This window comes from Arthrobacter sp. U41, from assembly GCF_007679325.1.
In the GTDB taxonomy this organism is placed as follows: domain Bacteria; phylum Actinomycetota; class Actinomycetes; order Actinomycetales; family Micrococcaceae; genus Arthrobacter.
The window spans coordinates 426805-451241 of record NZ_VEGI01000001.1; the positions used below are offsets into that span (position 1 = coordinate 426805).

29 protein-coding genes and 1 riboswitch are annotated in these 24437 nt (G+C 66.5%); of the genes, 15 read left to right on the plus strand and 14 right to left on the minus strand.

What is annotated here, in order from left to right:
* Nucleotides 1-122: 122 nt before the first annotated feature.
* Nucleotides 123-509, plus strand: a complete 387-nt coding sequence (locus FS787_RS01945; RefSeq protein WP_056429686.1) for a hypothetical protein — start codon at nucleotides 123-125, stop codon at nucleotides 507-509.
* A gap of 11 nt (nucleotides 510-520) precedes the next feature.
* On the opposite strand, the gene FS787_RS01950 is transcribed toward FS787_RS01945, so the two are convergent.
* Nucleotides 521-847, minus strand: a complete 327-nt coding sequence (locus tag FS787_RS01950; RefSeq protein WP_144671834.1) for a chorismate mutase — start codon at nucleotides 845-847, stop codon at nucleotides 521-523.
* 14 nt (nucleotides 848-861) lie between these two features.
* Here FS787_RS01950 and FS787_RS01955 point away from each other — a divergent pair, with 14 nt between their 5' ends.
* A complete protein-coding gene (locus FS787_RS01955) occupies nucleotides 862-1284 on the plus strand; it encodes a VOC family protein (RefSeq protein WP_144671836.1) in 423 nt (140 codons plus the stop codon).
* 5 nt (nucleotides 1285-1289) lie between these two features.
* On the opposite strand, the gene FS787_RS01960 is transcribed toward FS787_RS01955, so the two are convergent.
* From FS787_RS01960 to FS787_RS01970, 3 genes are all read right to left on the minus strand, one after another.
* A complete protein-coding gene (locus FS787_RS01960; protein ID WP_186329068.1) occupies nucleotides 1290-1811 on the minus strand; it encodes a GNAT family N-acetyltransferase in 522 nt (173 codons plus the stop codon).
* A 266-nt stretch (nucleotides 1812-2077) separates the two neighbouring features.
* Nucleotides 2078-2824, minus strand: a complete 747-nt coding sequence (locus FS787_RS01965; protein WP_144670585.1) for an SOS response-associated peptidase — start codon at nucleotides 2822-2824, stop codon at nucleotides 2078-2080.
* 66 nt (nucleotides 2825-2890) lie between these two features.
* On the minus strand, nucleotides 2891-3817 hold the full coding sequence (locus FS787_RS01970) for an NADP-dependent oxidoreductase (RefSeq protein ID WP_144670587.1): 927 nt from the start codon (nucleotides 3815-3817) through the stop codon (nucleotides 2891-2893).
* A gap of 180 nt (nucleotides 3818-3997) precedes the next feature.
* On the opposite strand from FS787_RS01970, the gene FS787_RS01975 reads away from it, so the two are divergent.
* From FS787_RS01975 to FS787_RS01985, 3 genes are all read left to right on the plus strand, one after another.
* Nucleotides 3998-4255, plus strand: coding sequence for a mycoredoxin (locus FS787_RS01975; RefSeq protein ID WP_024367105.1), 258 nt, complete (start codon nucleotides 3998-4000; stop codon nucleotides 4253-4255).
* Nucleotides 4256-4372: 117 nt separating this feature from the next.
* Nucleotides 4373-5458 carry an S-(hydroxymethyl)mycothiol dehydrogenase gene (locus tag FS787_RS01980; RefSeq protein WP_144670589.1) on the plus strand — a complete coding sequence of 362 codons (1086 nt, stop codon included), beginning with the start codon at nucleotides 4373-4375 and terminating at the stop codon, nucleotides 5456-5458.
* Nucleotides 5455-6099 (plus strand): MBL fold metallo-hydrolase, encoded by a 645-nt coding sequence (locus tag FS787_RS01985; RefSeq protein WP_260982349.1) that lies wholly within the window; start codon nucleotides 5455-5457, stop codon nucleotides 6097-6099. Before FS787_RS01980 ends, FS787_RS01985 begins: the two co-directional genes overlap by 4 nt.
* Before the next feature lie 72 nt (nucleotides 6100-6171).
* Here FS787_RS01985 and FS787_RS01990 read toward each other — a convergent pair whose 3' ends face one another.
* The gene (locus FS787_RS01990) at nucleotides 6172-6945 is read right to left on the minus strand and encodes a biotin/lipoate A/B protein ligase family protein (RefSeq protein ID WP_395940305.1); all 774 of its coding nucleotides are present in this window, start codon (nucleotides 6943-6945) and stop codon (nucleotides 6172-6174) included.
* On the opposite strand from FS787_RS01990, the gene FS787_RS01995 reads away from it, so the two are divergent.
* Nucleotides 6938-7321 carry a DUF2177 family protein gene (locus FS787_RS01995; protein ID WP_144670591.1) on the plus strand — a complete coding sequence of 128 codons (384 nt, stop codon included), beginning with the start codon at nucleotides 6938-6940 and terminating at the stop codon, nucleotides 7319-7321. The two genes, FS787_RS01990 and FS787_RS01995, sit on opposite strands and share 8 nt — an antisense overlap.
* Before the next feature lie 114 nt (nucleotides 7322-7435).
* Nucleotides 7436-7906, plus strand: a complete 471-nt coding sequence (locus FS787_RS02000; protein WP_144670593.1) for a DUF6325 family protein — start codon at nucleotides 7436-7438, stop codon at nucleotides 7904-7906.
* 263 nt (nucleotides 7907-8169) lie between these two features.
* Here the strand turns inward: FS787_RS02000 and FS787_RS02005 are convergent, their stop codons facing one another.
* A complete protein-coding gene (locus FS787_RS02005) occupies nucleotides 8170-8976 on the minus strand; it encodes a thioesterase family protein (protein ID WP_144670595.1) in 807 nt (268 codons plus the stop codon).
* Nucleotides 8977-9206: 230 nt separating this feature from the next.
* Between FS787_RS02005 and FS787_RS02010 the strand changes: the two genes are divergently transcribed.
* Together FS787_RS02010 and FS787_RS02015 are read left to right on the plus strand one after the other, a co-directional pair.
* Nucleotides 9207-9914 carry an endonuclease/exonuclease/phosphatase family protein gene (locus FS787_RS02010; protein WP_144671842.1) on the plus strand — a complete coding sequence of 236 codons (708 nt, stop codon included), beginning with the start codon at nucleotides 9207-9209 and terminating at the stop codon, nucleotides 9912-9914.
* Between the two features lie 12 nt (nucleotides 9915-9926).
* Nucleotides 9927-11621 (plus strand): SulP family inorganic anion transporter, encoded by a 1695-nt coding sequence (locus FS787_RS02015; RefSeq protein ID WP_260982350.1) that lies wholly within the window; start codon nucleotides 9927-9929, stop codon nucleotides 11619-11621.
* Between the two features lie 17 nt (nucleotides 11622-11638).
* Here FS787_RS02015 and FS787_RS02020 read toward each other — a convergent pair whose 3' ends face one another.
* Entirely contained in the window at nucleotides 11639-13309 is a 1671-nt protein-coding gene (locus FS787_RS02020) for a DUF5671 domain-containing protein (RefSeq protein ID WP_144670597.1), read from the minus strand.
* Nucleotides 13306-13914 carry a hypothetical protein gene (locus FS787_RS02025; protein ID WP_313959630.1) on the minus strand — a complete coding sequence of 203 codons (609 nt, stop codon included), beginning with the start codon at nucleotides 13912-13914 and terminating at the stop codon, nucleotides 13306-13308. The genes FS787_RS02020 and FS787_RS02025 overlap by 4 nt, the downstream gene beginning before the upstream one ends.
* 204 nt (nucleotides 13915-14118) lie before the next feature.
* On the opposite strand from FS787_RS02025, the gene FS787_RS02030 reads away from it, so the two are divergent.
* On the plus strand, nucleotides 14119-15576 hold the full coding sequence (locus tag FS787_RS02030; RefSeq protein WP_144670599.1) for a DUF5129 domain-containing protein: 1458 nt from the start codon (nucleotides 14119-14121) through the stop codon (nucleotides 15574-15576).
* A 5-nt stretch (nucleotides 15577-15581) separates the two neighbouring features.
* Here FS787_RS02030 and FS787_RS02035 read toward each other — a convergent pair whose 3' ends face one another.
* On the minus strand, nucleotides 15582-15773 hold the full coding sequence (locus FS787_RS02035; RefSeq protein ID WP_144670601.1) for a DUF1918 domain-containing protein: 192 nt from the start codon (nucleotides 15771-15773) through the stop codon (nucleotides 15582-15584).
* Nucleotides 15774-15861: 88 nt separating this feature from the next.
* Nucleotides 15862-16896, minus strand: a complete 1035-nt coding sequence (locus FS787_RS02040; protein WP_260982351.1) for a class A beta-lactamase-related serine hydrolase — start codon at nucleotides 16894-16896, stop codon at nucleotides 15862-15864.
* A 278-nt stretch (nucleotides 16897-17174) separates the two neighbouring features.
* Between FS787_RS02040 and FS787_RS02045 the strand changes: the two genes are divergently transcribed.
* Nucleotides 17175-17762, plus strand: coding sequence for a dihydrofolate reductase family protein (locus FS787_RS02045; protein WP_144670603.1), 588 nt, complete (start codon nucleotides 17175-17177; stop codon nucleotides 17760-17762).
* Between the two features lie 63 nt (nucleotides 17763-17825).
* Here the strand turns inward: FS787_RS02045 and FS787_RS02050 are convergent, their stop codons facing one another.
* Nucleotides 17826-18587, minus strand: a complete 762-nt coding sequence (locus FS787_RS02050; RefSeq protein ID WP_144670605.1) for an NlpC/P60 family protein — start codon at nucleotides 18585-18587, stop codon at nucleotides 17826-17828.
* A 4-nt stretch (nucleotides 18588-18591) separates the two neighbouring features.
* Nucleotides 18592-18792: riboswitch (cyclic di-AMP (ydaO/yuaA leader) on the minus strand.
* Between the two features lie 180 nt (nucleotides 18793-18972).
* On the opposite strand from FS787_RS02050, the gene FS787_RS02055 reads away from it, so the two are divergent.
* The gene (locus tag FS787_RS02055) at nucleotides 18973-19242 is read left to right on the plus strand and encodes a hypothetical protein (RefSeq protein ID WP_144670607.1); all 270 of its coding nucleotides are present in this window, start codon (nucleotides 18973-18975) and stop codon (nucleotides 19240-19242) included.
* On the opposite strand, the gene FS787_RS02060 is transcribed toward FS787_RS02055, so the two are convergent.
* From FS787_RS02060 to FS787_RS02070, 3 genes are all read right to left on the minus strand, one after another.
* Nucleotides 19239-19898, minus strand: a complete 660-nt coding sequence (locus FS787_RS02060) for a DNA alkylation repair protein (protein WP_144670609.1) — start codon at nucleotides 19896-19898, stop codon at nucleotides 19239-19241. The two genes, FS787_RS02055 and FS787_RS02060, sit on opposite strands and share 4 nt — an antisense overlap.
* A 156-nt stretch (nucleotides 19899-20054) precedes the next feature.
* Nucleotides 20055-20375, minus strand: a complete 321-nt coding sequence (locus FS787_RS02065) for a GYD domain-containing protein (RefSeq protein ID WP_144670611.1) — start codon at nucleotides 20373-20375, stop codon at nucleotides 20055-20057.
* Between the two features lie 224 nt (nucleotides 20376-20599).
* Complete coding sequence (locus FS787_RS02070; RefSeq protein WP_144670613.1) at nucleotides 20600-21058, minus strand: universal stress protein; 459 nt, start codon at nucleotides 21056-21058, stop codon at nucleotides 20600-20602.
* Nucleotides 21059-21232: 174 nt separating this feature from the next.
* On the opposite strand from FS787_RS02070, the gene FS787_RS02075 reads away from it, so the two are divergent.
* From FS787_RS02075 to FS787_RS02085, 3 genes are all read left to right on the plus strand, one after another.
* Nucleotides 21233-21445 (plus strand): LURP-one-related family protein, encoded by a 213-nt coding sequence (locus FS787_RS02075; protein ID WP_144670615.1) that lies wholly within the window; start codon nucleotides 21233-21235, stop codon nucleotides 21443-21445.
* 95 nt (nucleotides 21446-21540) lie between these two features.
* Nucleotides 21541-23829 carry a transglycosylase domain-containing protein gene (locus FS787_RS02080; protein WP_144670617.1) on the plus strand — a complete coding sequence of 763 codons (2289 nt, stop codon included), beginning with the start codon at nucleotides 21541-21543 and terminating at the stop codon, nucleotides 23827-23829.
* Between the two features lie 58 nt (nucleotides 23830-23887).
* On the plus strand, nucleotides 23888-24436 hold the full coding sequence (locus FS787_RS02085) for a hypothetical protein (RefSeq protein ID WP_144670619.1): 549 nt from the start codon (nucleotides 23888-23890) through the stop codon (nucleotides 24434-24436).
* Nucleotide 24437 lies beyond the last annotated feature (1 nt).

The window sequence follows — 24437 nt, forward strand, 5'->3', positions numbered from 1 at the left end:
TCTGGCCTAAAAGGCCAGGAACTATTCGAACATGTATTCGAATAGTTCCAGTCTACGACGGTGCCGGTGCAAAACCTAGATCAGGGGTGGACGGACGCAGGCACAGGTAGCAGGATTGATCCATGAGCTCCCATAACGCACTTCTGAAGAACGTCAGCATCGCCGCCGAGGACACGTCCTTGGTGGCGAAGTTCGATATAGACGGAAACATCCCCGGCCAGGGCGCCTACGTGGTGGGGCTCGTCGCAGCAACCCCGGATCATTCCCACCAACGGCGAATGGGAATCGAGTTCATGAACGGGGAGGCCGTGTCCTTCTACTGCTTCAGCCATGACGGCACGGAGGAGAACTTTGATCTCAAGGGTGTGGAGCACTCAGGCAGCACCATCACCGGGTACTTTCCCATCAGCACCATCATGGGCCTGACCAAGGGGCACCTCATGACGGCCTTCAGCGACTGCGACGGCCGCGAGTACCAGGCGAATGTCCCGGTGGAGGAAGCCCTCTAGGCCGCCGAGCCCTAGGAGCTGGCTTTGTAGACTTCCAGCTCGAGCGTGATGAACGCGTCGATCATGGCCCGGTAGGTCTTCTCAATGAGCTCGACGTCGATGTCCTTCTGTTCCGCCGTGGCGCGGACGTGTTCGATGACCCGTTCCACGCGCCCGGGGGCGCGGACCTCGGCGCTATCGGCCTTGAGGGTTCCGGCGATCCGGATCAGGCGCTCGCGGCGGCCGATCAGCGACACGATCTGCTCATCCACCTCGTCCACGGCCACCCGCACAGCGGCGAGCTGCTCCCGGTCGGCCTTGGCAGCTTTTTCATCCTGGTGATTTGTGGACATGTGCATGACAGTATCGAATGATGCAGCCACGAGTCGATTTAATTTCACTGGGTGTCCGCAGTGTTGACGCCTCCCGCAGTTTCTATGTAGATGGCCTGGGCTGGCCCGTTCACCGGGAAGTCCGGGGCGAGGTCCTGTTCATCCAGGCCAATCACGGCCTGCTCCTCTCGCTCTGGGACGCCGGGCATATGCAGGCCGAAGCCGCCACCGATCCCCCGGCCGGCGTTCCCACCATCACGCTGAGCCACAACCTCGGCAGCACGGCTGAGGTCGACTGGGTGATGGCGGAAGCCGAGTCGGCCGGCGCGGCCATCATCGCAGCGCCGAAGACCCAGCCCTGGGGCGGCTACACCGGATATTTCGCCGACCCGGACGGCTACCGCTGGGAGGTTGCCTTCAACCCCAGCTGGACGGTCGACGGCGGCGGGAAAGTGACGCTCTGACGTTCCTAACCAAGGGACACAGACAACCTGCGCTCAAACAACGGCGGGTCAAAGCGGGCATCCTCTTTGGTGGTGCCGTCCTGGCACCAGCCATGCCTTTCGTAGAAACGGATGGCGCGGCTATTGCCGTCCGCGACCCAGAGATACGCGCGGTGATACCCCATGGAGCGAAGCCCCTCCACGGACGCCAGGAACAGCGCAGACCCCAAGCCCCGGGACCAATAGTCCGGATGCAGATTCAATGCGTGGAGTTCCCCGGTGCCCTCGGGAACGTCATCACGCGGCACCCCGAATCCGGACCAGCCCACTGTCGACCCGCTGGCGGTCAGCGCAAGACGGCGAACATCCACATCGGGAGCCCCCAGAATCCTGGTCCAACCCCGCGTAAGCTGTTCGACATTCAGGCCGGCGAGGTAACCCTCGTCAAGAACGCCCGCGTAGGCCGCACGCCAGGCCAGAACCTGGGAGGAGGCAAAGTCCCGGGCGTCGCCGGGGACGGCTTCGCGGATCGAAAAATCAATAGTCACCAAGTCAGGATTCCACTTCCCGGTTGATTCGGGTCGGATCTATCACAGCAAATATGCGGACTGCACCGCGTGGCCAAGGGCACAAAGGCCCTGTTGAGGTGTTTGCCGGCGACGCTAACGTGACTTGGAGTACACGGCGGCACGCTATTCGAGCCGGTGTGCGGAGAGCTGTGAAGCACGGATGTGCTCTGCAGCTCTCCACAGTTTTGCACCGCCACAGCCCTGTCCCGGCACCAGCCCCACAAGCTATCGCCGCGCCAACCCCGCTAGAAGAGGCTCCCCACCGGCTCGATCAGTTCCGGGGAGTCGTTCTTGACGTTCCCGACGGCGGTGCCGACCGCGTCGATCGTCCAGCCCTCCGCGACGTCGTGCGCGCCGGCCCGGACCAGGTCCACGAGTCCGGCGGCATCGTCGGCCTGCGGGTCCAACCACGCCTGCATCGTCTCCCGGTCCATCGGCAGCGGCACCCGGTCGTGCAGGGCGGTGAGTTCGGCCAGCATTCCGCCGGCGTAGCCCTCCGGCGGCGAGTCGGTGGTCATGATCGACGTCGAAAGCAGCCAGCGCGCCGGGTCGTCCTCGGCTTTGGACGGGTCCTTCCACCATTCATAGAGCCCCGCGAAGACAATCGGGTGCCCGTCCCGCGGGTGCACGTAATACGGCTGCTTGCCGCGCCCTTCGCCCTTCCATTCGTAGTAGCCGTCGGCGGGGACGGCACAGCGACGGGCGCGGGTGGCCTTCCGAAAGGCCGGCTTCTCCAGCACACTCTCGCTGCGGGCGTTGATCATCTTCGAGCCGATCCCCGGGTCCTTGGCCCAGGACGGCACCAGTCCCCAGCGCGCGATATGCAGCTGCCGGACCGGTTCCCCCTCCACCAGCCGTTCCAGCAGGATCGGCACGTCCGCCGTCGGGGCCACATTCCACGACGGCGGGATCGCGATCTCCTCCTCGAGCCCGGCGTCGAATTCTGCCAGCAGGTCCCCGACGGCCCGGGCCATCACGTAGCGTCCACACATGGCACCAGCATGCCACCCGGTTCACCCGCGGGCCAGCGGCGGCCGTACTCCGGCCGCCGCTGCGGATCATGCGCCGTCGAGCGAAACCACGATCTTGCCGCGGGTGTGACCGTCCATGTTGAGCCGGAAGGCCTCCGCAGCCTGCTCCAGCGGGAAGGTCCGGGCGATCTCGACCCGGATGTTGTGCTCATCGACCAGCCCGGCGAGCGCCCGCAGGTCGGCGCCGACGGGGTTCACCCACATCCAGGTGCCCCCATGCTCCTCCACCTCGCTGTCGGCAATGGACGCGTGCCTGCCGTCCGCGGCCAGGACAGCCAGGGTGGCTTCGAGGTTCCCGCCCGCGAAGTCCGCCACAACTTCGACGCCGCCGGGGCGAAGGTCGCGCACCCGCTCCGCGAGCCCTTCGCCATAACTGACCGGCTCGGCGCCGAGCGAGCGCAGGAAGTCGTGGTTCTTTTCCGAGGCGGTCGCAATTACCCGGGCACCGAGCGCCGTGGCGATTTGGATCCCCAGGGAGCCCACACCGCCGGCGCCACCATGGATCAGCACGGTCTCACCCGGCGCCAGGCCCAGACGGGTGAGCACCTGGTAGGCCGTCAGCCCGGCCAGGGGAAGGCCGGCTGATTCGTCCCATCCAAGGGAAGCGGGTTTCCGGGCCAGCAGCCGCTCCGGCAGCGCAATGTATTCTGCAAAGCTTCCGCCGTGGACGTAGTCCTTCCGTCCGTAGGCGATGACCTCGTCGCCGGGCCTGAACTGCGGCGCGTCTATCCCGACCGATTCGACCAGGCCGGCCACATCCCACCCGGGGATTGCCGGGAACTGCAGGTCCATGACCTGATCCAGATAGCCGGCCATGATTTTCCAGTCGACCGGGTTCACCGCGGCCGCCTTGACTTTCACAAGGACCATGCCCGGGCCGACCTTGGGCAGCGGCTGCTCCGTGACTTCCAGCACGTCGGGACTGCCGTATTCGCTGTACGTTATGGCTTTCATACAGGCAAGAACCGGGAGTTCCGGAGCGCTATTCCCGACCGCCTGCTCTGCAGGGATGGCTGTGCGGGAATAGCGGCCCGCGGGTTACGGTTATTGAGAGTGACGTATGAATTGTGCCGGCTGCTTTTGCCGGCAACGGCGCAGGCAGCGCGCGCCGCCTATCAGTTAAAGGAGAACTTCGTGGACTTCACCCCCGAATCCGGCACCATCACCATGTTTTCGACCACCTGGTGCGGCTACTGCAACCGCCTGAAGAAGCAGCTGGACGCCCAGGGCATCGGGTACACCGAGATCAACATCGAAGAAGTTGAGGGCACCGCAGATCTCGTGGAGAAGCTCAACGGCGGCAACCGCACCGTGCCCACCGTGCTGTTCCCGGACGGCACCGCGGCCACCAACCCCTCCGCGGCAGAGGTCAAGAGCCGCCTCGCGGCCTAAGGCCATTTTATGAACCGACAACGACGACGGCGCGGCCCACCTGAGGGGCCGCGCCGTCGTCCGTTGTGCAAGCATGTTGTGGGGATACCCGTGATCTAAGCAGAGGAGCTCTTTCCCATGGTCCATAAAGTCAAAGGCGCTGTAGTCCGCGCCAAGAATGCCGATGTCACGCTGGAGACCATCCTGGTGCCGGACCCCGGACCGGGCGAGGCGCTGGTGGACATCATCACCTGCGGTGTCTGCCACACCGACCTGCATTACAAGCAGGGCGCCATCAATGACGACTTCCCGTTCCTGCTCGGCCACGAGGCCACGGGTGTGGTCAGCGCCGTGGGCCCGGACGTCACTGAGGTGGCCCCCGGCGACCGCGTCGTGCTGAACTGGCGCGCTGTCTGCGGGGAATGCCGTGCCTGCGCCAAGGGACAGCCGCAGTACTGCTTCAACACCCACAACGCCACCCAGAAGATGACGCTCGAGGACGGCACTGAACTCAGCGCGGCGCTCGGCATCGGCGCCTTCGCCGAAAAGACCCTCGTCGCCGCAGGTCAGTGCACCAAGGTGGACCCCGAGGCTGACCCGGCCGCCGTCGGCCTGCTCGGCTGCGGCGTGATGGCCGGCATCGGCGCGGCCATCAACACCGGAAACGTCAAGCGTGGCGATTCCGTCGCCGTCATCGGCTGCGGCGGCGTGGGCGTGGCGGCCGTCGCCGGCGCAGCGCTCGCGGGGGCCACCACCGTGATCGCCGTCGATATCGACCCGAAGAAGCTCGACCGCGCCAAGGACCTCGGCGCCACGCACACCGTGGACTCCTCCGCCGTCGACCCCGTGGAGGCGATCCGCGAACTGACCGGCGGCTTCGGCGCGGACGTGGTGATCGACGCCGTCGGCCGTCCCGAGACGTACAAGCAGGCGTTCTACGCCCGCGACCTCGCCGGCACGGTGGTTCTGGTCGGTGTCCCCAGCCCCGAGATGACCCTGGACCTGCCGCTGCTGGATGTCTTCGGCCGGGGAGGTGCGCTCAAGTCCTCCTGGTACGGCGACTGCCTCCCCTCGCGCGACTTCCCCATGCTGATCGACCTCTACCGGCAGGGCAAGCTGGACCTGGACGCGTTTGTCACGGAGCGGATCACGATCGACCAGATCGAGGAAGCCTTCGACAAAATGCACTCCGGCTCGGTGCTCCGCTCGGTGGTGGAACTGTGAGCGTCCGCGTGGACGGGCTCCGGATCGACCGGCTGGTCACCTCGGGCACGTTCTCGCTCGACGGCGGCACCTGGGATGTCGACAACAATGTCTGGATCGTGGGCAACGACGCGGAATGCCTCGTGATTGACCCGGCCCACGACGCCGGCGCCATCGAGGCAGCCGTTGCCGGACGGACCGTCACCGCCATCCTGCTGACCCACGGCCACGATGACCACATCGCCGCCGTCGGTGATTTCCGCAAGCGCGTCAACGCTCCGGTGTACCTCAACCGCGAGGACTGGATGCTCTGGGAACGCGTGTTCCCGGGAACCGAACCGGACCACGCGATCGAGGACGGCGACACGTTCGACGTCGCCGGTGCCCGGCTCCAGGCGCTGCACACACCGGGGCACTCCCCCGGCTCCATGTGCTTCTCCCTGGCCACCGAGGGCACCGTCTTCAGCGGCGACACCCTGTTCCAGGGCGGCCCCGGCGCCACGGGCCGGTCCTACAGCGACTTCCCCACCATCATCGAGTCCATCAGAAGCCGGCTGCTGACGCTCCCGGGGGACACCGTGGTGCGGACCGGTCACGGCGACCCGACGACGATCGGCGCCGAGGCGCCGCACCTGGAGGAATGGATCGCCCGGGGCCACTAGGCTTCCGCGGTTACCACCGGGCCAATGGGCAAGGCCGGGCACCTCGTGTGCCCGGCCTTATTCATCGCCGGCTTAGCCGAGCAGGCTGCCGAAGTCGCCGTACTCCAAGGCGGCGTAGCGGGCGTAGGTGCCGGTCACGGCGGCCTCAATGGCGTCCACGTCAAGGCGCGGGACGAGGTCGTTGACGGCGCCCGCCGTCGCCGGATCCCAGTCCAGGCCCAGCGCGGCGTAGCTGGCCTCAAGCACCGCGCGGATCGGGGCCGAGTTCTCCACCACGATGACGGAGCTGAAGAGCCAGCCGCCGGCCACCACCCGCTGGGCCGTGCCGATCAGCTTGAGCTGGTGCTGCGGAACCGCCGGGTCCTGGCCGTGGACGCTGAATTCGCCGGGGCAGTACTCACCGGGGATCTCCCCCACCGCGGCGTCCACGCCGGCGCTCCGGAGGGCGTGGGCCAGCAGCTCACCGAAGAAGGAGAAGCGCCCCTTGGCCCCGGCGATCGCGTCCCGGTCCGGTTCCAGGTGATCGATCACCAGGGTCCCTTCGTGGTACGCGGCAGCGCGGCCGCCGGCCTTGCGGACCAGCGGTTCGAAGCCAAGTTCGCGGCAGGCCTGCGCCGCGGCGTCGAAGCCCGGCAGGTGCGTGTCCCGCTGGCCGAACGCCACGGTGGGTGCCGGCCGGTAGAACCGGAGCATCGGCCCCACTTCGCCGGTTTTGACCTTCCGCAGGAGTTCCAGGGCAAGGTCCAGGTCCTCTGCCGCGCCCAGGGAGGCCTCCTGCCGGAAAATGGTCAGCGTCCGTGGTGCCACCGCGGCCTCCGGCATGTTGTTATGCTCCCTTATGGTCATCTTGGAATTCCTCGTCGTAGCCGCCGCGTTCGCCGTCATCGATTCCGTCTGGCTCAAGTCGATGAGCAAGTTCTACCGGAACCATCTGGGGCACCTCATGGCGGACAAGCCCAATCTAGGGTACGCCGTCGCCTTCTACGTCCTGTACATCGCAGGAATCGTCTTCTTCGCCCTCCAGCCCGCGCTCGACGGCGGCAGCTGGCTCACGGCGCTCGGTTACGGTGCCGCACTGGGCACCTTCGCCTACGCCACCTACGACCTCACCAATGCGGCCACCCTGAAGAACTGGCCGCTCATCATTGTGGTGGCGGACATCGCCTGGGGCGCCGTGCTGACGGGCCTGTCAACCGTGGTGGGCTGGCTCGTCTTCCACTAACAGCAGGTGAGGTCACCCGGTGCGGATGAGGCGCCGCACCCCACCGGAGGCACAGACTGGAGCTGCTGCGGTCCATCGGATCGCCTTGTACCCAACAAGAACGGAGGCTTCAGCATGGCTGAGACATTGGATGAACTAGGGCCCGTGGACTGGATCGTCGTGGAGTTCCCAGGGCCGAATTTCGGCGACGGCCAGATCGCACCGTTCCTGGACGACCTGGTTAAGCGTGAGCTCGTCAGGGTGCTCGACATGGTGTTCCTGAGGAAGACCGAGGACGGCACGCTGGAGACGGCAGAGATCTCCGACCTCGAAGAGGGCCAGCTCGGCGAAGTGCGCATGGCCGAGGCCGAACTGGCCATGGTGCTCTCGGAGCAGGACGTCATGGACCTGGCCGCCACCATTGAGCCCGGCCACTCGGCCGCAGTGCTCGTCTGGGAGAACCTGTGGGCGGCCCCGTTCGGTTCGGCCATCCGCAAGGCCGGGGGCCAGCTCGTGGCCAGCGGCCGGATCCCGACCCAGGCCGTCATCGCCGCCTTCGAGGCGGACGCCGAAGCCGAGCCCGAAGCACTGAAGGAAGGAAGCTGACATGCCACTTGCAGCACGACGCAGGCGCCGGACCGCCGCCGCCGTTGGCGGAGCAATAGTCGTCGCCCATGGGATTAACCGTCGTGGCGACCGCCGGGAGGACCGGCGGGACGACCGCGGCGACCGGCGGGACGACCGCCGCGACCGTCGCGACTGACCAATGCGGCTGACCGCCGCGACGGATATTCGGTGCCGGATCCTGGCACCCTCAAGTGCGCATGACCCCCCCGGGGGTCATGCGCACTTCATTTAAGCGTCCTGCCCTAGGACTTCCGGAGCGTCAGGATCTGCTCGGCGCGGCCGAACGGGCCCTGGAGGTCATGCAGCACCGTCGATGTCAGGCCGATTCCGTCCGTGCCGAAGGAGACCTCGTTGTCCAGCCCCAGCCATTCGCCTTCGGGGCGACGGTACATGTGCACTTGAAGGTCCAGGTTGGGGAAGGCGTAGCTGCCCTTGCCGGGCGGAACCCGGGCGGCGATCCCGTTGGCGGTGTCCACCAGCCCGACCAGACGGGACAGGTCGCTGCTGTCCTTCCGGTCCGTCAGCGGGTGTTCCGTGTGCAGCCAGACCGTCCCTGAACCCGCGCGGTGCCCGTCGGCAATCCGCATTTCCAGCGAAGCGATGTAGCCGCCCGGCCAGATGCTCGCGCCGTCATACGGTTCGCAGTCCTGCGGCGCGGGAATCCGCGGGTCCTCGAACGCCGCGATGGCGGCCGTGTCGGACATGATCATCCGCCAGGCAGTGGCGCGGATGGCGACGCGCCCCTGCGCGACCAGTTCGGCCTGCACCAGCTCGATGGTCCGGCCCGGGCGGAGCGTTGCGGTGACCACCTCGAACTCGCCGCCGGGGATCAGCCCGAGGATCTCGTAGCTCAGGCGTGCCATCCGCATGTCATCCCGCGGTTCGTGCCGCTCCAGGCACTCCGCCATGATGCCGGAGGCAGGGGCCATGTGCTGTTCGTGCTCGTTCCAGGCCCCCTGGGCGTGGATCGTGGAGCGGAAACGCCCGCCGCCCAGCACCTCGTAGTAGAAATCGCCGTCGGCTAGCACCGGTAGTTCCGCAGTCGTCAATGTCTGCCCTTTCGCGTGGCTGTTAATCCCAGAACACACTATCGCCTGCGCGCCCGCCACGGGCCGGGTTGCGATAGCCGCGCCTCATATTCCAGCCGTGGTCCCGGCGCAGCTCCCGCCAACATGGGGTGCCACCCGGACCAGCGGCGTTTGTTCCCACGCGTTCGGCCGGACTGGGTAGACTCGGAATCAGACTGTCCGCAACTATCCACCGAAGAGGTGCTCCCCTGATTCGAGTCATCAGCTACAACCTGCGTAAGCACCATGCCAGCGGTGAGCTGGTTGATCTGGCCCGCGATTTTGAGATTGATGCCTTGTGTCTGCAGGAGTGCGACACCAACGACCTGCCGGACACGATTGGCGATCTGCACCTTGCAGACGCGACCAAGGGCAACCGGCTGGGGCTGGCGATCTATTACCGGATGGACCGGTTCAGGGCGTTCGAAACGAAAACCTTCGCCTTGAAGAAGTCGCTGCATGACCGGGTCCTGTCCCCCGCCCACGAGCGGCTCATCGGCACCCGGGTGATCGATAACGAGACGGACCATGACCTCGTCATCGCGTCATTCCACGCGGCCCCGCTCACGGCGTCCAACTCGCTCCGGCGGAACCAGATCCACGCCGCGCATGCGGAACTGATGAGCATGGGCGGCGGCCTGATGTCGCTGATGGTGGGCGATTTCAACTACCCGTTCTTCACCAAGAACCTCACGGCCCAAATGAAGGACGCCGGCTACGACCTGACGCTCAGCGACCGGCGTACCTATACGCGGTACAAGGTGTTCAAGGGCCACTTTGACTTCGCCACGTCTCAGGGCCTCAACATCGAGAGCGTGGAGACCCTGCCGCGCGGGGCATCGGACCATCTGCCCATCCTCATTTCGGCGGAGTACGGCCAGGACGCTCCCGCGGCCGACGCTGAATCCCCAGCCGCGTAGCCAAGAGCCACCGTGCGCCGAGCCTGGACACCAACCCTCCCGCCGGGCCTGAGGATGGTGCGGGACTATGAGCGTCCATGGCTGAAATCCGATCTTGCCTCCGGGGCGGCCCTCAGCGCGTTCCTCATTCCGGCGGGCATGGCGTATGCCGAGGCAGCGGGGCTTCCGGCGGTCACGGGACTCTACGCCTCGGTTATCCCCCTGCTCGCGTACGCAGTGTTCGGCCCCTCCCGTGTCCTGATCATCGGCCCTGACTCCAGCCTCGCGCCCATGATCGCGGCCGCCATCCTGCCTCTTGCCGCCATGAATCCGGACCGCGCGGTGGCCCTCGCCGGCGTGCTGGCGCTGATCATCGGCGCCCTGCTCCTGGCCGGCAGGGTCTTCAAATTGGGCTTCGTCACCGGGCTGTTGTCCAAGCCCATCCGGGTGGGCTACCTCAACGGGATCGCGCTGGTCATTATGGTGAGCCAGTTGCCTAAGTTGCTCGGCATTCCGACCCCCGCCGGCTCACTGGTCAACAGCGCTGCCGGCACCGCGCAGGCTGTCGTCCAGGGTGCCATCAATCCCCTCGCTTTACTGTTTGGCGCCGGCACCATCGCCGTGATCGTTGTGTGCCGTTTCCTGCCGTGGAAGCTCCCGGGCGTGCTGATCGCCGTCGTCGGGGCCTCGGCGGTGACGTTCGTCCTGAACCTGACGACGGCGCTCCCCACCGTGGGTGCCCTGCCCTCCGGCCTGCCCGCGCCCGCCCTCGGCGGAATCAGCGTGGACGACGTCGTCGCGCTGCTGGGCCCGGCTGCCGGCATCGCCCTGATTGCCTTTGCGGACACGTCGGTCCTCTCCAAGAGCTTCGCTGCCCGGAGCGGCGTCCAGGTGGACGGGAACCAGGAAATGGGTGCCCTCGGCGTGGCGAACGTGGCCAGCGGCTTCTTTGGCGGCTTTCCGATTTCCGGCAGCACCTCGCGGACCCCGATCGCCCTCGAGGCGGGTGCCAAGAGCCCCCTGAGCGGAGCTATTGCCGCTGCCCTGGTGGTGCTGTTTATGGTTGCGGCGCCCGGCGTCACCACCTTCCTGCCTTCCAGTGTCCTGGCCGGCGTCGTCATGGTTGCCGCGGCGTCGATCCTCGATGTGAAGACGCTCCGCCGGCTCCTCAGGATGAGCCGGACCGAGGCCGCCCTGCTGGTGGCCACGTTCCTGGGCGTCGCGTTTGTGGGTGTGCTCGAAGGCATCGTGGTTGCTATCGGCCTGTCACTGATTGCCTTTGTGCTCCGCGCACTGGACCCGTACCGCACCGAGCTGGGCAGCGTCGGCGACGTCCCCGGCTACCACGACCTGGGCCGGCACCCCGAGGGGCAGCGCGTCCCCGGACTCGTGATCGCACGGTTCGATGCCCCGCTCTTCTTTGCCAACGGGGCCGTCTTCACCGAACACATCCGCTCGCTCGTGGCCGGCGCCCCGGAACCGGTGCGGTGGGTAATCGTGGCGTCCGAGGCGATTACCGGCCTGGACACCACTGCGCTGGATGACCTGGTGGCCCTCGATGATGAGCTGGCGAAGCGCGGGATCAGCCTGGTGTTCGCCGAGATGAAGGGGCCCATCAAGGACCGCCTGATCCGGTTCGGCGTCAGCAGCAGGTTTGGCCCGGACCACTTCTTCCCCACTGTCACCAATGCGGTGCGGAGCTTCAAAAGGACCTTCGACCTGGACTAGGGCGCGGTTCCGGCCCCTCAGCCCCGGAGCGGAATCACGTCGATCCTGCCGTCGGGCCCGACGGTCACCAGCACCTGCCGCCCGGTCACGCCCTCCAGCTTCCCGGCGAGTTCCGCGGCCAGCCTGCCGGCGTCGGCACCCGCGCCCGGCCCGACGTCGGCGCGCCGCCACACCGTCACACTGGCACCGGTGGTGTCCTCGATGACCCGGTGCAGCGGTGCCGGATCGGCGCCGGTGACCAGGACGACGTGGCCGACGGTCGGCCTCCGGACGGGCTGGGCGGCCGTGGTGACGGCACGCTCGTGGCGCCACACCGCGAAGTGGTATCCGGCGACGAGGCCGGTGGCGACCAGCAACCCGAGCGGGGCCCGGATCCTGTCCACCACGCTGCCGCCCGAGACGTCGCCCAGGAAGTACTCGAACATCCGGTAGCCGATGACCAGCAGGGTGATTACGGCGACCACGGCGCTGAGACCGAACACCACAATCAGGTAGATCCGCCGCGCATTCTGCCAGTTCCCGGAACCGCCGGCAGGACCGGACGCCCCCGCGGGACTCTTCTCCAGGGGTTTCCACGTGAGCCACCAGACCACTCCGCCCACCAGGAGCGAGCTGATGCCGCCGAGCAGGAGGGTACGCGCTCCGGAGCCCGCAAGCGGGGAGGCCATCATGGCGAGGGCCGCGTTCACGATCACGCCGATCCCGGAGGCAGCGGCCACCAGCGCGACGCCGGACGTCACCAGCCGGCTCCCCTGCCGGATGGCTTCGGAACTGTCGCGGGCCAGCCCGCGGTGGTACACCCAGACCAGGGACCCGATCGCTGCGGCGGCGATCGCCGGCGCCAGCGGCTCCAGCAGTTGGTCCATCGGTTCAGTGCGGTCGAAGGCGAGACGCAGCAGGACGAACAAGGTAACACCCGCCCCGCCAAGGGTCAGCACGCCGGCGCCCAGGACCCCGACGGCGATGAGGCCCACGCTGGCGAGATCGCCGCGCAGCCGCCGCCCGCCGTCGTGCTTCCAGTGCCACCACCAGACCAGCCCGCCGCCCACAGCCCAGGCGAGGGACTGCAAAGTGGACACCCACCAGGGCTTCCCCACCGTCGCGGCGGCCAGCGCCCCCCGGAGGGCGGCGTCGAGCAGGGTCGACAGGGCGGTCACGGCCCCGCTGACCCCTATCACCAGCCCGATGTAGCTGCCCAGCACCGTAGGGACGTCCAACAGGTCCAGCGGCCGCCTGCGGGGATGCCGCCACATCCAGCGGTGCCAGGCCCAGACGGCGGCCCAGACCACGCCGGTGGCCAGGGACAGGCGCCATTGCAGCGACTGGCCGCCGATCAACGTGGCCACCGTACTCAGCAGGTTGCTCGTCGCCAGCACCAGGGCCAGCACGTACATCCCCGCCACATACAGGCCCCAGCCGATGGACGCGCGTTCTGTTTCGTCGTCCAGGCGCCGCCAGACCACCCACCAGAGCAGCGCTGCGAGCGGTCCTCCGATCAGGGCGAACGCCAACGAGCGCGCCAGCCCGGCCACATCCCCGGTGGCCAGCTCGGTGCCCCCGGCCAGGAGCCGGCCCAGCAGCCCGCTGAGTCCGACGGCGGCGATCACCACGAGGGCGAAGAGCAGCAGGTAGGTGATGAGGCGGCGGACGGTCCGCTGGGCCGAGCCCACGACGGATTCAGCGGTCATCGCTTCACCGCCGGATTCGGGCACACCGTCAGCTGCCAGGGGGCGCTGTCGATCAGCCACTTGTCCCCTGTCTTGACCAGGTCAAAGACGTCCTCCATCTGGTACTCGGCGCTCCCGAACGGCCCGCCGGCCTCGGAGACGGTGATCAGCACCTTGACGTCCGCGGACGCGGGGCGTTCGGTGGTTGAGACGAGGGTGACGCGGAGATTGTCTGCGGCGGCCGGTTCCAGGTTGTTGCAGCGGCTCTTGGCGGCGTCGGTGAGGTAGGCGGCCGCGGCGGCCTCGTCCCCGGCGATCACGGCGGCGGAGTATCGCTGGACCACGCCGGCAGGTGTGGCCTCATCCACAGGCGCGGGCTCCCCCCGGGTGAACACCACGATCAGGGCCACGACTACCAGCACGGCGATCGCGGCGAGAATCGCGAGCAGGGTCCGGTCCGGCCGGTGACGTTCCGCGGGCGGCTCCACCGTGGCCGCTGGCTGGTTCGGTCCCGGCTGGTTCGGCGCAGGCTGTTTTGGCGCGGGCTGTTTTGGCGCTGGTTCGTTCGGTGCTGGACCGTCCTGCTGCGGCTGGTTGGGCTCGGGTTCGTTCGCCACGGGACTCATGCCGTCAGTATGAGGCAGAGAGCGTCGGCGGTCACTGTGCCTTTTGGCCCCATTCCGTCCTGACCTGCTCTTTCGCCGCCGTCCTACGCCCCGGGGAGCGGTGAGGCCGCCGCAACCCTGCTGCTGCCATGCGGGCCCGGGTCATACGGTGGCCGCTGCGGCAGCGGCGTCGACGGCGCCCGCGGCAGGCACTACGCTCAGGAAATGGGAATCGTGCGGAAAGTCCTCGGTGTCCTCCTGCTGGTTGTGATCGGCCTGGCGGGCACGTCGCCGGCGGCCGTGGCCGTCACACCGGTCGACATCGTCGTAGAGGACCGTGCTGGAGTGCTGGACGAAAACACTCTGGTGCCGGCCGTGCAGGCGATCGAGTTCTATCAGCCCACCAAGGTAGCCGTATATACGTACAACGGCTCGGCCTCGGCCAACCTGAATGAGGAGGTCCTGCGGTCTGCCCGGGCCGAGCATCCGGAGTGGATCAGCGAGGACGGGCAGAAGTGGGCGAACGGGCTCTTTATCTTCGCCCTGGACCCGGTGGGCCGGCAGGTGGGGACCTACATGGGCGAGAACCGGAAGGTCTCACTCGAACAGCGCGAGGACATCCAGAACGCGTCCAAGGAACTGCTGCGCGATGCCCAGTGGACGGAGGGCACCATCGCCGGAATCCAGCGCGGCGCGGAGCTGATCAACCAGCCCTGGTACCGGTCCACGGCCTTCCTCGTCGCCGCGTGGACCGCGGTGGCAGCCGCCGTCGCGGGCACCGCCACCTGGCTGATCGTGCGTTGGCGGACCCGGGTCAGCAGCCGCAAGGAACTGGCCCGCGGCGATGCCAGCTACTCCAACGTCAGCATGGATCTCCAGGTCACCGAGCTCAACGCAGGAACCATCCCGGAAGCCTCCCGCTACGGCAGCACCGTGCTGGAGAAGCACCGGACCTTCATGGCGAAGTACAACACCGCCACCGGCCTGGCCAACCAGGTCCATGCCCTCACGCCCCGGGCCCTCAGCAGGCGGCAGAACCTGAAGCTGGTCCGGAGCTACGCGGACGCCGCTGCCGAGCTGGACGCCCTCGACGACGTTATCGCGGACACCAACGCCCTGCTCAACCGGGGCTCCGCCTGGGCTCCCGCCTGGGACCGGCAACTGGCGCCTTACCGCGCAGACCTGGCCGCGATCGAACAGATGCTCAGCAAGCACCATGCCGAGGGCGGCTCCGCCACGGCGGCAGCCCTGCGTTCCTTCCGGGACCAAAGCCACCGGGACATCGAACGATGGACCGCGGAACTCGCCGACGGCGCGATCACCCCGGAGACTGCCTTGGACCGGTTGCGCGACGCGCGCACGCAGTTGTCAGAGTTGCTCAAGAACCACGCCGACACCGTTATCGATGGTTTCGCCAAGAATGAGAAGGAAGCCGCGCTGATGCGCAGGGAGATGGAGAGCGCTCAGGCCGGAAGCAAGGTGAAGTACGGGCGGACCTACGAACCCAGCATCCTGGGGACCGTATACCCCGCGTACTACTTTCTCTCCGTGCCCACCTTCAACTCGGGGTTCACCACCGGCGTCCACAGCGTCAGCAGCGCCCGGGGCGGAGGCGGCAGCACCACCGGTTACGGCGGCACCGGCGGCAGCTTCTCCGGCTCCGGCAGTTCGTCGAGTTTCTAGGAGCGTCAGTCAGCCTTGCCGCGTTCGACGACGAAGTCGCCGCCGGGGAACAGGATAGTCTCGTGGCCGTCGTCGAACCGGACGTGATACGGCGGGGCGCCGTCAGCCCCCTTGACCTCCAGGATTTCCCCGTGCCGGTCCGAAGACTCGACCGTGGTGCCACGGATGATGATCCGGTCTCCCTGTGATGCTTTCATGGCATTCACCTCCCTTTATCCAGCCTACGAGTGTGTGACCTGTTGCGGAACCGGGCCCAACAAAACCGGCCCGGCAAAAACGGCTCGGCTAAAAGAGTCCGGCGGTGACAGTGCCGGTGAGCTGGTGGATAACGCGGGTCCGTGCAGCCATGTCCGACATGTCCTGGCCCAGGGTGTAGACCACAAACACGAACGCCCGCTTCCCCTTGACCAGAATGCTGGCGTCGTGAAGATTGCCGAAAAGCAGACCGTACTTGTGGAAGACGGAGACCCCGGGAGGGACCGCCGCCGGGATCAGCACTTCGTAGTTGGTGTTCTGCATGTAGGACAGCAACTGAGCCGTGTGTGCGGCATTGAGCAGCCGGCCGCTGTACAGCTCGGACAGCGTTGTCGCCATCTCTGCCGGGGTCAGGGCGTTCACGGTCCGGTCATAGGGGATGCCGAGCGACGCGGCATAGTCGGTGAGTCCCTGGTGGCCGATGGCAGCCAGAATCAAAGCCCACGAGTCGTTGTTGCTCTGCTGGACCATCTGCCGGATCTGCTGGCCGGCGGTGGACGCCCCCATCGGTGCCGCCAGCGAGGCCCTGCCGGTTTCCACCATATGGTAGTAGGCCGCTGCGGCGAGGATCTTTCCGGTACTGGCGGCCACAAACTTGGTCTTCGCCCCGTACGTGTGCACCTTTCCGTCAGTCATATCGATGAGGGCCACACCAAACCCGTAGGCACTGTTGGCCTTGATGACCGCGTTGATTTGCGCGTCCAGGGCCGGTCCGATGCTGGGAGGTACGACGGTTGGCGTTGGGGTTGGGGTCGGCGTCGGCGTTGGAGTTGCCGTAGGCGTCGGCGGCAGCGTGGTGCCTGACGGCGATACCGCCGGCGCCGCACCTGCGGGACGCGCAGACGCGGAAACGGACGCTACCGGCGTAGCACCGGCGTCGACCGGGGAGCCGGCCTGGATGGTGGCATAAACGCCGGCGGCCGAGATCAGGCCCAGGACAGTCACCAGCACGATCAGGAACTGCGGGCGGATCCTGCCAAAGCGCCGGATTCTTCCGGCCTCCTGGGCCGGCTCCCGCGCATGTCGGCCGCCGCCGGAGTGCCGGCCTGGTTCGGAAGTCTCCACCGGACTCAGCCCCTGCACTTCGGCGGGAGCGCAACCTCAGCTGACGCCACACGCGGGTTCACAGGCATACTCGTCCTTCTTCGTAACGAACCGCGGCGCGGCTTCAAATTCCCTGCATTGTGCCCCGCGTCCGGCCGGAGCGCAAGAGTCCGGTCCGCAAGAAAATACCGGTCCAGCGGGCCCTGCGCCGCCCGGCGTCGGGCCCCCACGGCCCTGTCCCGGCCGCCGGTAGCGGCGTACGCTGGAGCCCAGCCCCTCAGGCCAGTATAGGAGCCGCAATGCGCAAGATCATTCTGATGATGCAGGTATCTCTGGACGGATTCATCGAGGGCCCGGACCGGGACTTGAGCTGGCACCGGGTCGATGAGGAACTGCACAGCCACTTCAACGAAGAGCTCCGGACCATGGGGGCTTTCCTGGACGGCCGCGTTACGTATGAGCTCATGGCCGATTACTGGCCGACGGCGGACCAGGACCCCTCAAGCACGGCGCCGGAGATCGAGTTCGCCCGGATCTGGCGGGACATGCCCAAGATCGTCTACTCCCGGACCCTCGCGGAGGCCGGATGGAATACCGAGGTGGTGCGCGACGTCGTGGTCGAAGACATCATGAAGCTGAAGGAACAGCCCGGCGGTGACCTCGCGGTTGGCGGGGCCGATCTCTCGGCGGCCTTCAGGCGGCTCGGCTTGATCGACGAGTACCGGATCTATGTCCACCCGGTAGTGATCGGACAAGGCAAGCCGCTGTTCCAGGAGACGGACGCCATGACGCCGCTCCGGCTGCTGGGGAGCCGCACCTTCGGCAACGGCGTGGTGCTGCTGCGGTACGCGCCGGAGACTGCCCGCGGGTACGCGGAAAGCCGGTGATCCGTTGCCCCCAAGGCAACCGATCGACCGGCTTTCTGCGTACTGCTACTTCTGGTGCCGCTGTTAGCCGGCGCGGACGAACGTCACGGGACCGGTGGCGGTGAGCCAGGACAGCGGGTGCGCCATGGTGGCGTTGACGCCGTTCATGCCGCCGCTGATGGCCTGGCCGTTGCCGGCGTAGATGGCAACGTGACCGGACTGGACGATAATGTCGCCGGGCTGCGGGGTGGAGACAACCTTGCCGTACTTCAGGAAGGCCGTCGGTCCGATGTCTCCCACCGGAATGCCGGCAGCGTTCAGGGCCTTCTCAACCATGGCGGTGCAGTCCTGCGTGATACCGACCTGGCCGTAAGCCATGGACAGCAGGGTGGCGTTGACTCCGCCGGCGGCCGGGGCGGCAGCGGCGGGGGCGGGAGCCGACTGGACCTTAACCGTCGCCTTGGCGGCGGGAGCGGGAGCCGCGGCCGGAGCCGGGGCGGGTGCCGGAGCCGGGGCGGGTGCAGCTTTGGCCTTCGGAGCGGCCGCGGGCTTGGGTGCCTCGACCACGGGGGCCGGCGCCGTCTCAACGGCGGGGCGCTCGAAGGTGATCTTCACGGCGGAGTCGGCCATAACCGGTGCGGCGACCTTGCCCTTGACGTCAACGGACGACGCGGGGGCGGAATCGCGCTCCGCCGGAGCGTCGGCTGCGTTGGCGGCCATGGCGCCGCTGAGCACCATTCCGGATGCGGCGACGAGGACTGCTGCCTGACGGCCGATGGTTCCGGCGGTACGGCGTTTGCTGCGAAGATCGGCGCGCTTGGGCGCACGGGTATTGCTAAAAGTCATTAAAAGAGCCTCTCCCAATGCCTGCGAGGTGAGCTGTCGGATTCGGATGGGAGGCACCCGGCCGCACTCGGGCCCGATCATGGCGGGCCGTGCGGCTTCACCCCAAGACCCCTGGAGAACAGCGGGTCAAATGTGGTTTCCCCGTCTCTGCCGGACGTTGCTTCTAGTTATCCCCGGGCCGCGGCAGAGTTAGGCAATCGGCTGGGGAGAGCCCGTCTCGGAAACAACAGGCACATAACAACGGTAACGGAATGATCACGGCATGTCACATTGGGGTAACGGCAAGCGGGATTGCGGCCACGGTCCTCCCTGGTCTTTCCCCACGTCGGACGCGGATTCAGGAATAGGATGATGGCATCACCGTTCCCCAAAGCGGAGGCCCAAAATGAACAGCCCCGATGTCGCCAGGCACTGTGTCGCCATCTGCCAGCTCAGTGGTGAGCCGCAGGAGGACTTCAACGTCAATACGGAACTGCTGGTACTGGAAAACGGGGAGGTCCACGTCTCCACGTGGGACGCCGAGCCCCGCGACGGCGGCTTCGACGTCCACGTCCTGAACGACCGGGTGGACGCCCTCGGTTTTATGGTGATCACAGATTGGGAGTTCTTCGACGAGAAGGCCTACGCCGTGGTGGAACGCCGTCCAGGAACCTAAAAGGGCAGCTCCAGCTCGGGCCGGTGCTTGGCCACTTGCGTGAGCAGGAGGCGGACCGCCGCCGCGGCGACCGCGCCGTCGTCGTCCTCCGGCAGGTCCGGCTGGCGCGGCTCCCCCAGCACCGACTTGGCGTGGCGCACGGACCGGGGCCAGTCCCCTGCGCCGGCGCGGAGCTCGCCCAACGGGGACAACAGGGCGGCGCGGCGGACCCAGCCGTCGGGATCCCGCACCCAGCGGTCCAGGACGCTGTCAGCGCGCACCCTGCCGATTGTGTCCAGTCCGGCTATCAGGGGGCCGACGACGTCGACGGCGAGCGGGTCCACCAGGGCGGCCATCCGTGAGCTCCGCACGAAGCCCTCGATCCGGGTCAGGTCCGTGTTGGTCAGCAGGCGGACGCTGGACTGCAGAAGGACGACGGCGGCGAGGCGGCGTTCGAAGACCGGCACGTCCCACAATTCGGTGCTGAGGGCGGTGATGTCATCGTGGGCCAGGTCCGGATGGCGGCGCAACGCGTCACGCACGGTGCCGCGCACGGCCCCGACGGACGCGCCGTAAAAGCGGTGCCCACCGCCGTGCCTCGCCTCGGATTCCTCCGCGCGCCTCCACGACGACTCGCGCTGGAGCGCACGGTCGATGAATTCGCCGGCTTCGCTCATGCGGCCATTCTCCCGCATAAAGGGAAGCCAGCTCCGCTACCGCGAGCGCCGCGAGCTCCTGCATCACTGATAGACCGTCAAACGTGAGCGTCCCGGCAGAGCCTTGGCAGCCTGAACCCGCGGCGGAAGTGAGGCATGTCCGCGGTGTCCCGCCCCCTACTGCCCGGGGGCCCGGTAGGACGGTGTCTTTTTTGCTGCGGCGTCAAGATCTTCCGGCGTCATGAGCGGTAACAGGTGCACATTCACGGTGCCCGTCGAATTGATCATGAGGGAAAGGGCTGCGGCGTCGGCCGGCTCCGGGACCTCGAAGACTCCCAGCACGTCGGTCTCACCAAAAGCGTAGTAGAAGGACTCGAGGGATCCTCCCACGGATTTGAGGGCTTCGACCAGCGCATCCCGGCGCTTCGTCCCTCCTTCACGCATAAGGCCTTTGATGCCCTCGCCCACGTAGTTCGCTTCGAACAAATACTTGGCCATGGTTCTTCCTGTCCCGTGATGTCCAGGACTCGGGCTTCCGCAGGTATGAACAAGGCTCTTTGGAGGGAAGGTCCCGGAGTTGGTCCCCGCAATGGGGTTGTGGGCACATATTAGGCCCACGCTCCCGCGCTTACAACGCTTGCTGGAGAGCCATCGACGCCCGCCGGAGAGCCCCCGGGCAAATAGCGAGTAGAGGCCGTGACGCCCGCCGGGCAATCCACACCCTAGGCGGGCTTCGGCCGGACAATCAGGACGGGGCAAGGGGCGTGTGTGATGACCTGGGTGGCCACCGAGCCCACGTGCAGACCGGGAAATCCGCCGTGCCCGCGCGAGCCAACCACCACCAGATCCGCGTCCTTCGCAGCATCCACGAGTGCTGACGCCGGCGAATCGCTGTGCACCACCTTGCCGGTGGCTGCCACTCCCTCGTCTTCAGCGGTCTTCAGGGCATCAGCCTGCAGTGTCTGTGCCTGTTGCTCGGGGGAATCCTCCGCCACGATTTCTCCCGCGGCCGTTTCCAGTACCGCCGGAAACCATGAGAGCGGCGGTTTGCTCCAGGCCGTGATCAGCCGAATCTGGCCGCCGCGCAGTTTGGCCTCCTCGAGGGCCCACGTCAGTGCATTGCGGGAATTTCCGGAACCGTCAAAGCCAACCACAATCACCAAAGAGCCTGTACTGGTCATTTGTCTTTCCATTCCCTAGCTTCGCTGAGCAGCCTGGACTTTTCAGTTTCTGCGCGCTGTAAACCCAGTGTCAAGGAGTCATCACGGAGCCCGCAGGTTTTAGGGCCTTCGCGGCCCGGGGCTCATCCGTTTTGGGTGAGTCGCCAGCCGGGAAGGCGGTCCTAGGTTTGGGGTATGGGACTACTACGACACGGGGACAAAGAACCCGCAGGTGAGCGTTTTGTGATGCGCGAAAAACTGATGTCGATCGGGGATGACTTTTGGATTGAAAACGGGCAGGGCCAGCGCGCCTACAAGGTCAACGGCAAGGCACTCCACCTCAGAGACACTTTCGTTCTGGAGGACGTTTCGGGAGCTGAGCCGGACCGTTCGGAAGGACCGGGCTGACAACAAAGCCGTCGACGGCGGTGAGTCGAGGCGGTGGGGCCGTCACCGGAGGTTTGCGGGATCTTGAATATTGTCTGGCGGGACTGGTGGGGGAAATGGCGCAGGGAAGACCAAGGCAGAGAAGGCTAACCCAGGGAAGACTAGCGCCGGGCAAACGAACCGGCTCCGGTCTTGGCACGGCGTTCCTTGGGCTTCTCGGATACGTTACCGTCAGCGTCGTCTGCGGCGTCCTGGTCGCTGGCCTGGTGGTTCCCGGCATAGCTGCTGCCGGCGTTGCCGGCCGTAATTCGATCACCTTCTTCAATCAGCTCCCTTCGGCGCTGACGGTGGATCCGCCGTCGCAGTCCACCAAAGTGCTGACCGCGGACGGGAAACTGGTCGCCACTTTCTACGCGGAAAACCGTGTGAAAGTCGGCCTGGACCAGATGTCGCCCTACATCAAGGACGCCATCGTGGCCGTCGAGGACCGGCGCTTTTACGAGCACGCCGGTGTGGACCCACAGGGAATCCTGCGGGCGCTGTCGAGCAACCTGAGTGGCGGCGGCCGGCAGGGAGCTTCCACGCTGACCCAGCAGTATGTCGCCAATGTTGTCACTGAGTCCCTCGTGTCCTCTGACCGGGGCGATGAGGTCATCCGCAGCGGGCAGAAAACTGTCGGAGACAAGCTGAGGGAGATGAAGCTGGCCATCGAACTCGAGAAGAAATACACCAAGGACCAGATCCTGGAGGGCTACCTCAACATCGTGTTCTTCAACCGGGACGCCTACGGCATTGAGGCAGCTTCCCGCTACTTCTTCAGCACCACCGCCAAGGACCTCACCTTGCCCCAGGCGGCCCTGCTGGCCGGCGTGGTGAACAGCCCCAGTTTCTATGACCCCGCCGTCCATCCGGAAAACGCCCTCCAGCGCCGTGATGAGGTCCTGGCCAGAATGCTCAGCCAAGGGAAGATCATGCAGGCTGAATACAACGCCGCCGTCGCTACCGGAGTGGACCTGAAGATTACGCCGGGGAACCAGGGGTGCGCCGGAGCAACCATGGCACCCTACTTCTGCGACTACGTATCACACCTCATCCTCAACAATCCGGCCTACGGCGTCGACCTGGCCAGCCGCCAGAAGAAGCTGTACCGCGGCGGCCTGACCATCACCACCACCCTGGACAGCAGGCTGCAAAAGGTAGCCCAGGTCCAGGTGGACGCCACGGCCGGGGCCAACCCGGACAAGTGGGGTGCGTCGCTGGTCTCCGTGGCGCCCGGGTCGGGCAAGATCCTGGCGATGGCGCAGAACACCGTCTTTCTCCCCCAGCCCGGGAAATTCGATACACAGCTCAATTTCAACGTCGATTCCAAGGACGCTGACGGCAATGACCTGAACGGTGCCGGCGGGTTCCAGCCCGGATCCACCATGAAACCGTTCACGTTCGCGGAATGGCTCAACGCCGGCAAACCCCTGACCGCCCGGGTGGACGCATCCCGGCGCTCATATCCGCTCGGTTTCCGCTGGAAATCCAGCTGCGGGAAGGTACTCGGTGCCTACAGCACGGCACAGAGGAGAGCCGGTCTCGACGCCACGGACGACCTCCAAAACAACGACGCGGGATACTACCGGCCCATGGCCATTGACTACGGGCTCTACAACTCCATCAACACGGCAACCTTCGCGACAGCCGCCCAACTGGATTTCTGCAATATCCAGAAGATGGTGGACGCCGTAGGGCTCCACAGCGGTTTGGATAACGCCCCGATCAACATGCACCAGCTGGGCAATTTGCTCGGTGCCATTGGGGTCGCGCCGCTCCACCTGGCCAATGCTTATGCCACGTTCGCCAACGACGGCACGTACTGCACCCCGGTGGCCATTACCAAAGTGACCGACACGACGGGACAGTCGTTTCCGGCCGAGACCACGGACTGCCGCGGCGCCGTCAAGGCCGAGGTGGCGCGCGGCGTGAACTCTGTCCTCCAGGACGTGCTGAAACGCGGGTCCGGAGTCTGGATCAAGCCCAAGGTCCACACCCAGTTCCCGGTGGCCGCGAAGACGGGAACCTCCAACAACAACGGCGCCACGTGGGTGGTCGGCTACACGTCCGGCATCGCCACCGCGTCTTTCTTCGGCGACGCCTTGGAAGGGCAGAAGCGGCCCGGCCAGAACGTTACGATCAATGGCCAGTTCTACAAAGGCATCGACGGTTATATGCTCGCCGGCCCGCAGTGGGCGAATTACATGCTGCAGGCCGCAGGGAGCTACCCCGCCGCCCCCTTCCCCGCGCCGCCCGCGTCGATGACCAGGCAGCAAGTACCCTCGCCGCCTGGATGGATCCCCCGGCAGCCGTTCCCCCAACCGCCCGGATGGATGACCCGGCAGCCATGCCCCGCCGGATGCTGACGGCCGGATTCCGGTCCGCGCCCTATGCCCTGGGGTGCGGAACCTCTATTCTCGTGCCATGAGCGTCCAGCCACCTGACAACTACGATGCATTCCTGTCGAGGTTGGATGCCGCCACGACCAGCCTGACCGCCCGGGCCGCGGCGTTGGACCGGGGGCTTGCAGCCGTGTCGCTGCTGTTGGGACCCTACGAATCCGGTGTCCGGGATTGGGAAGAACGGCGCCATTACGTCAGCGGGCAGCTCGCCGGGCACGCGGGGTCACACCAGTCTTACACCGCGTTGAGTGAACTCCACGATGTGGCCGTGAAGATGGAATCGATGCTTCGCGGCCGCGTCCAGCACGTCCGGGACAAGCTCGCGGTGATGCAGGACCGGCGCGGGGCCATCCGCAGGTCATTGCTGGAGCTGGAGCTCAGCCGGAAGAAGCTGCAGGCGTCCCGAATGCTGTCACAGGACCGCGAAAAGCTGAGCACCATCTTTTCATCCCTCGCCGGGTCCACCGTTGCGGTCTCGGCCCTGCCGGATACGGGCCTGCTGGGCGATCTCAGGGAAGCAAGCGAAGCGATCATCCTGGCCGAAGCGCTGATGGAATTGAAGGGGTACTAGT

Coding starts and splice junctions, on each gene's coding strand:
- FS787_RS01995 (WP_144670591.1), top strand. CDS start 6,938: ATGGTCATCTTGGAATTCCTCGTCGTAGCCGCCGCGTTCGCCGTCATC.
- FS787_RS01955 (WP_144671836.1), top strand. CDS start 862: ATGCAGCCACGAGTCGATTTAATTTCACTGGGTGTCCGCAGTGTTGAC.
- FS787_RS01980 (WP_144670589.1), top strand. CDS start 4,373: ATGGTCCATAAAGTCAAAGGCGCTGTAGTCCGCGCCAAGAATGCCGAT.
- FS787_RS02035 (WP_144670601.1), bottom strand. CDS start 15,773: ATGAAAGCATCACAGGGAGACCGGATCATCATCCGTGGCACCACGGTC.
- FS787_RS01965 (WP_144670585.1), bottom strand. CDS start 2,824: ATGTGTGGACGCTACGTGATGGCCCGGGCCGTCGGGGACCTGCTGGCA.
- FS787_RS02060 (WP_144670609.1), bottom strand. CDS start 19,898: ATGAGCGAAGCCGGCGAATTCATCGACCGTGCGCTCCAGCGCGAGTCG.
- FS787_RS02030 (WP_144670599.1), top strand. CDS start 14,119: ATGGGAATCGTGCGGAAAGTCCTCGGTGTCCTCCTGCTGGTTGTGATC.
- FS787_RS02065 (WP_144670611.1), bottom strand. CDS start 20,375: ATGGCCAAGTATTTGTTCGAAGCGAACTACGTGGGCGAGGGCATCAAA.
- FS787_RS01990 (WP_395940305.1), bottom strand. CDS start 6,945: ATGACCATAAGGGAGCATAACAACATGCCGGAGGCCGCGGTGGCACCA.
- FS787_RS02000 (WP_144670593.1), top strand. CDS start 7,436: ATGGCTGAGACATTGGATGAACTAGGGCCCGTGGACTGGATCGTCGTG.
- FS787_RS01970 (WP_144670587.1), bottom strand. CDS start 3,817: ATGAAAGCCATAACGTACAGCGAATACGGCAGTCCCGACGTGCTGGAA.
- FS787_RS02085 (WP_144670619.1), top strand. CDS start 23,888: ATGAGCGTCCAGCCACCTGACAACTACGATGCATTCCTGTCGAGGTTG.
- FS787_RS02020 (WP_144670597.1), bottom strand. CDS start 13,309: ATGACCGCTGAATCCGTCGTGGGCTCGGCCCAGCGGACCGTCCGCCGC.
- FS787_RS01945 (WP_056429686.1), top strand. CDS start 123: ATGAGCTCCCATAACGCACTTCTGAAGAACGTCAGCATCGCCGCCGAG.
- FS787_RS02055 (WP_144670607.1), top strand. CDS start 18,973: ATGAACAGCCCCGATGTCGCCAGGCACTGTGTCGCCATCTGCCAGCTC.
- FS787_RS02075 (WP_144670615.1), top strand. CDS start 21,233: ATGGGACTACTACGACACGGGGACAAAGAACCCGCAGGTGAGCGTTTT.
- FS787_RS02045 (WP_144670603.1), top strand. CDS start 17,175: ATGCGCAAGATCATTCTGATGATGCAGGTATCTCTGGACGGATTCATC.
- FS787_RS02025 (WP_313959630.1), bottom strand. CDS start 13,914: ATGAGTCCCGTGGCGAACGAACCCGAGCCCAACCAGCCGCAGCAGGAC.
- FS787_RS02050 (WP_144670605.1), bottom strand. CDS start 18,587: ATGACTTTTAGCAATACCCGTGCGCCCAAGCGCGCCGATCTTCGCAGC.
- FS787_RS01950 (WP_144671834.1), bottom strand. CDS start 847: ATGCACATGTCCACAAATCACCAGGATGAAAAAGCTGCCAAGGCCGAC.
- FS787_RS02080 (WP_144670617.1), top strand. CDS start 21,541: ATGGCGCAGGGAAGACCAAGGCAGAGAAGGCTAACCCAGGGAAGACTA.
- FS787_RS02070 (WP_144670613.1), bottom strand. CDS start 21,058: ATGACCAGTACAGGCTCTTTGGTGATTGTGGTTGGCTTTGACGGTTCC.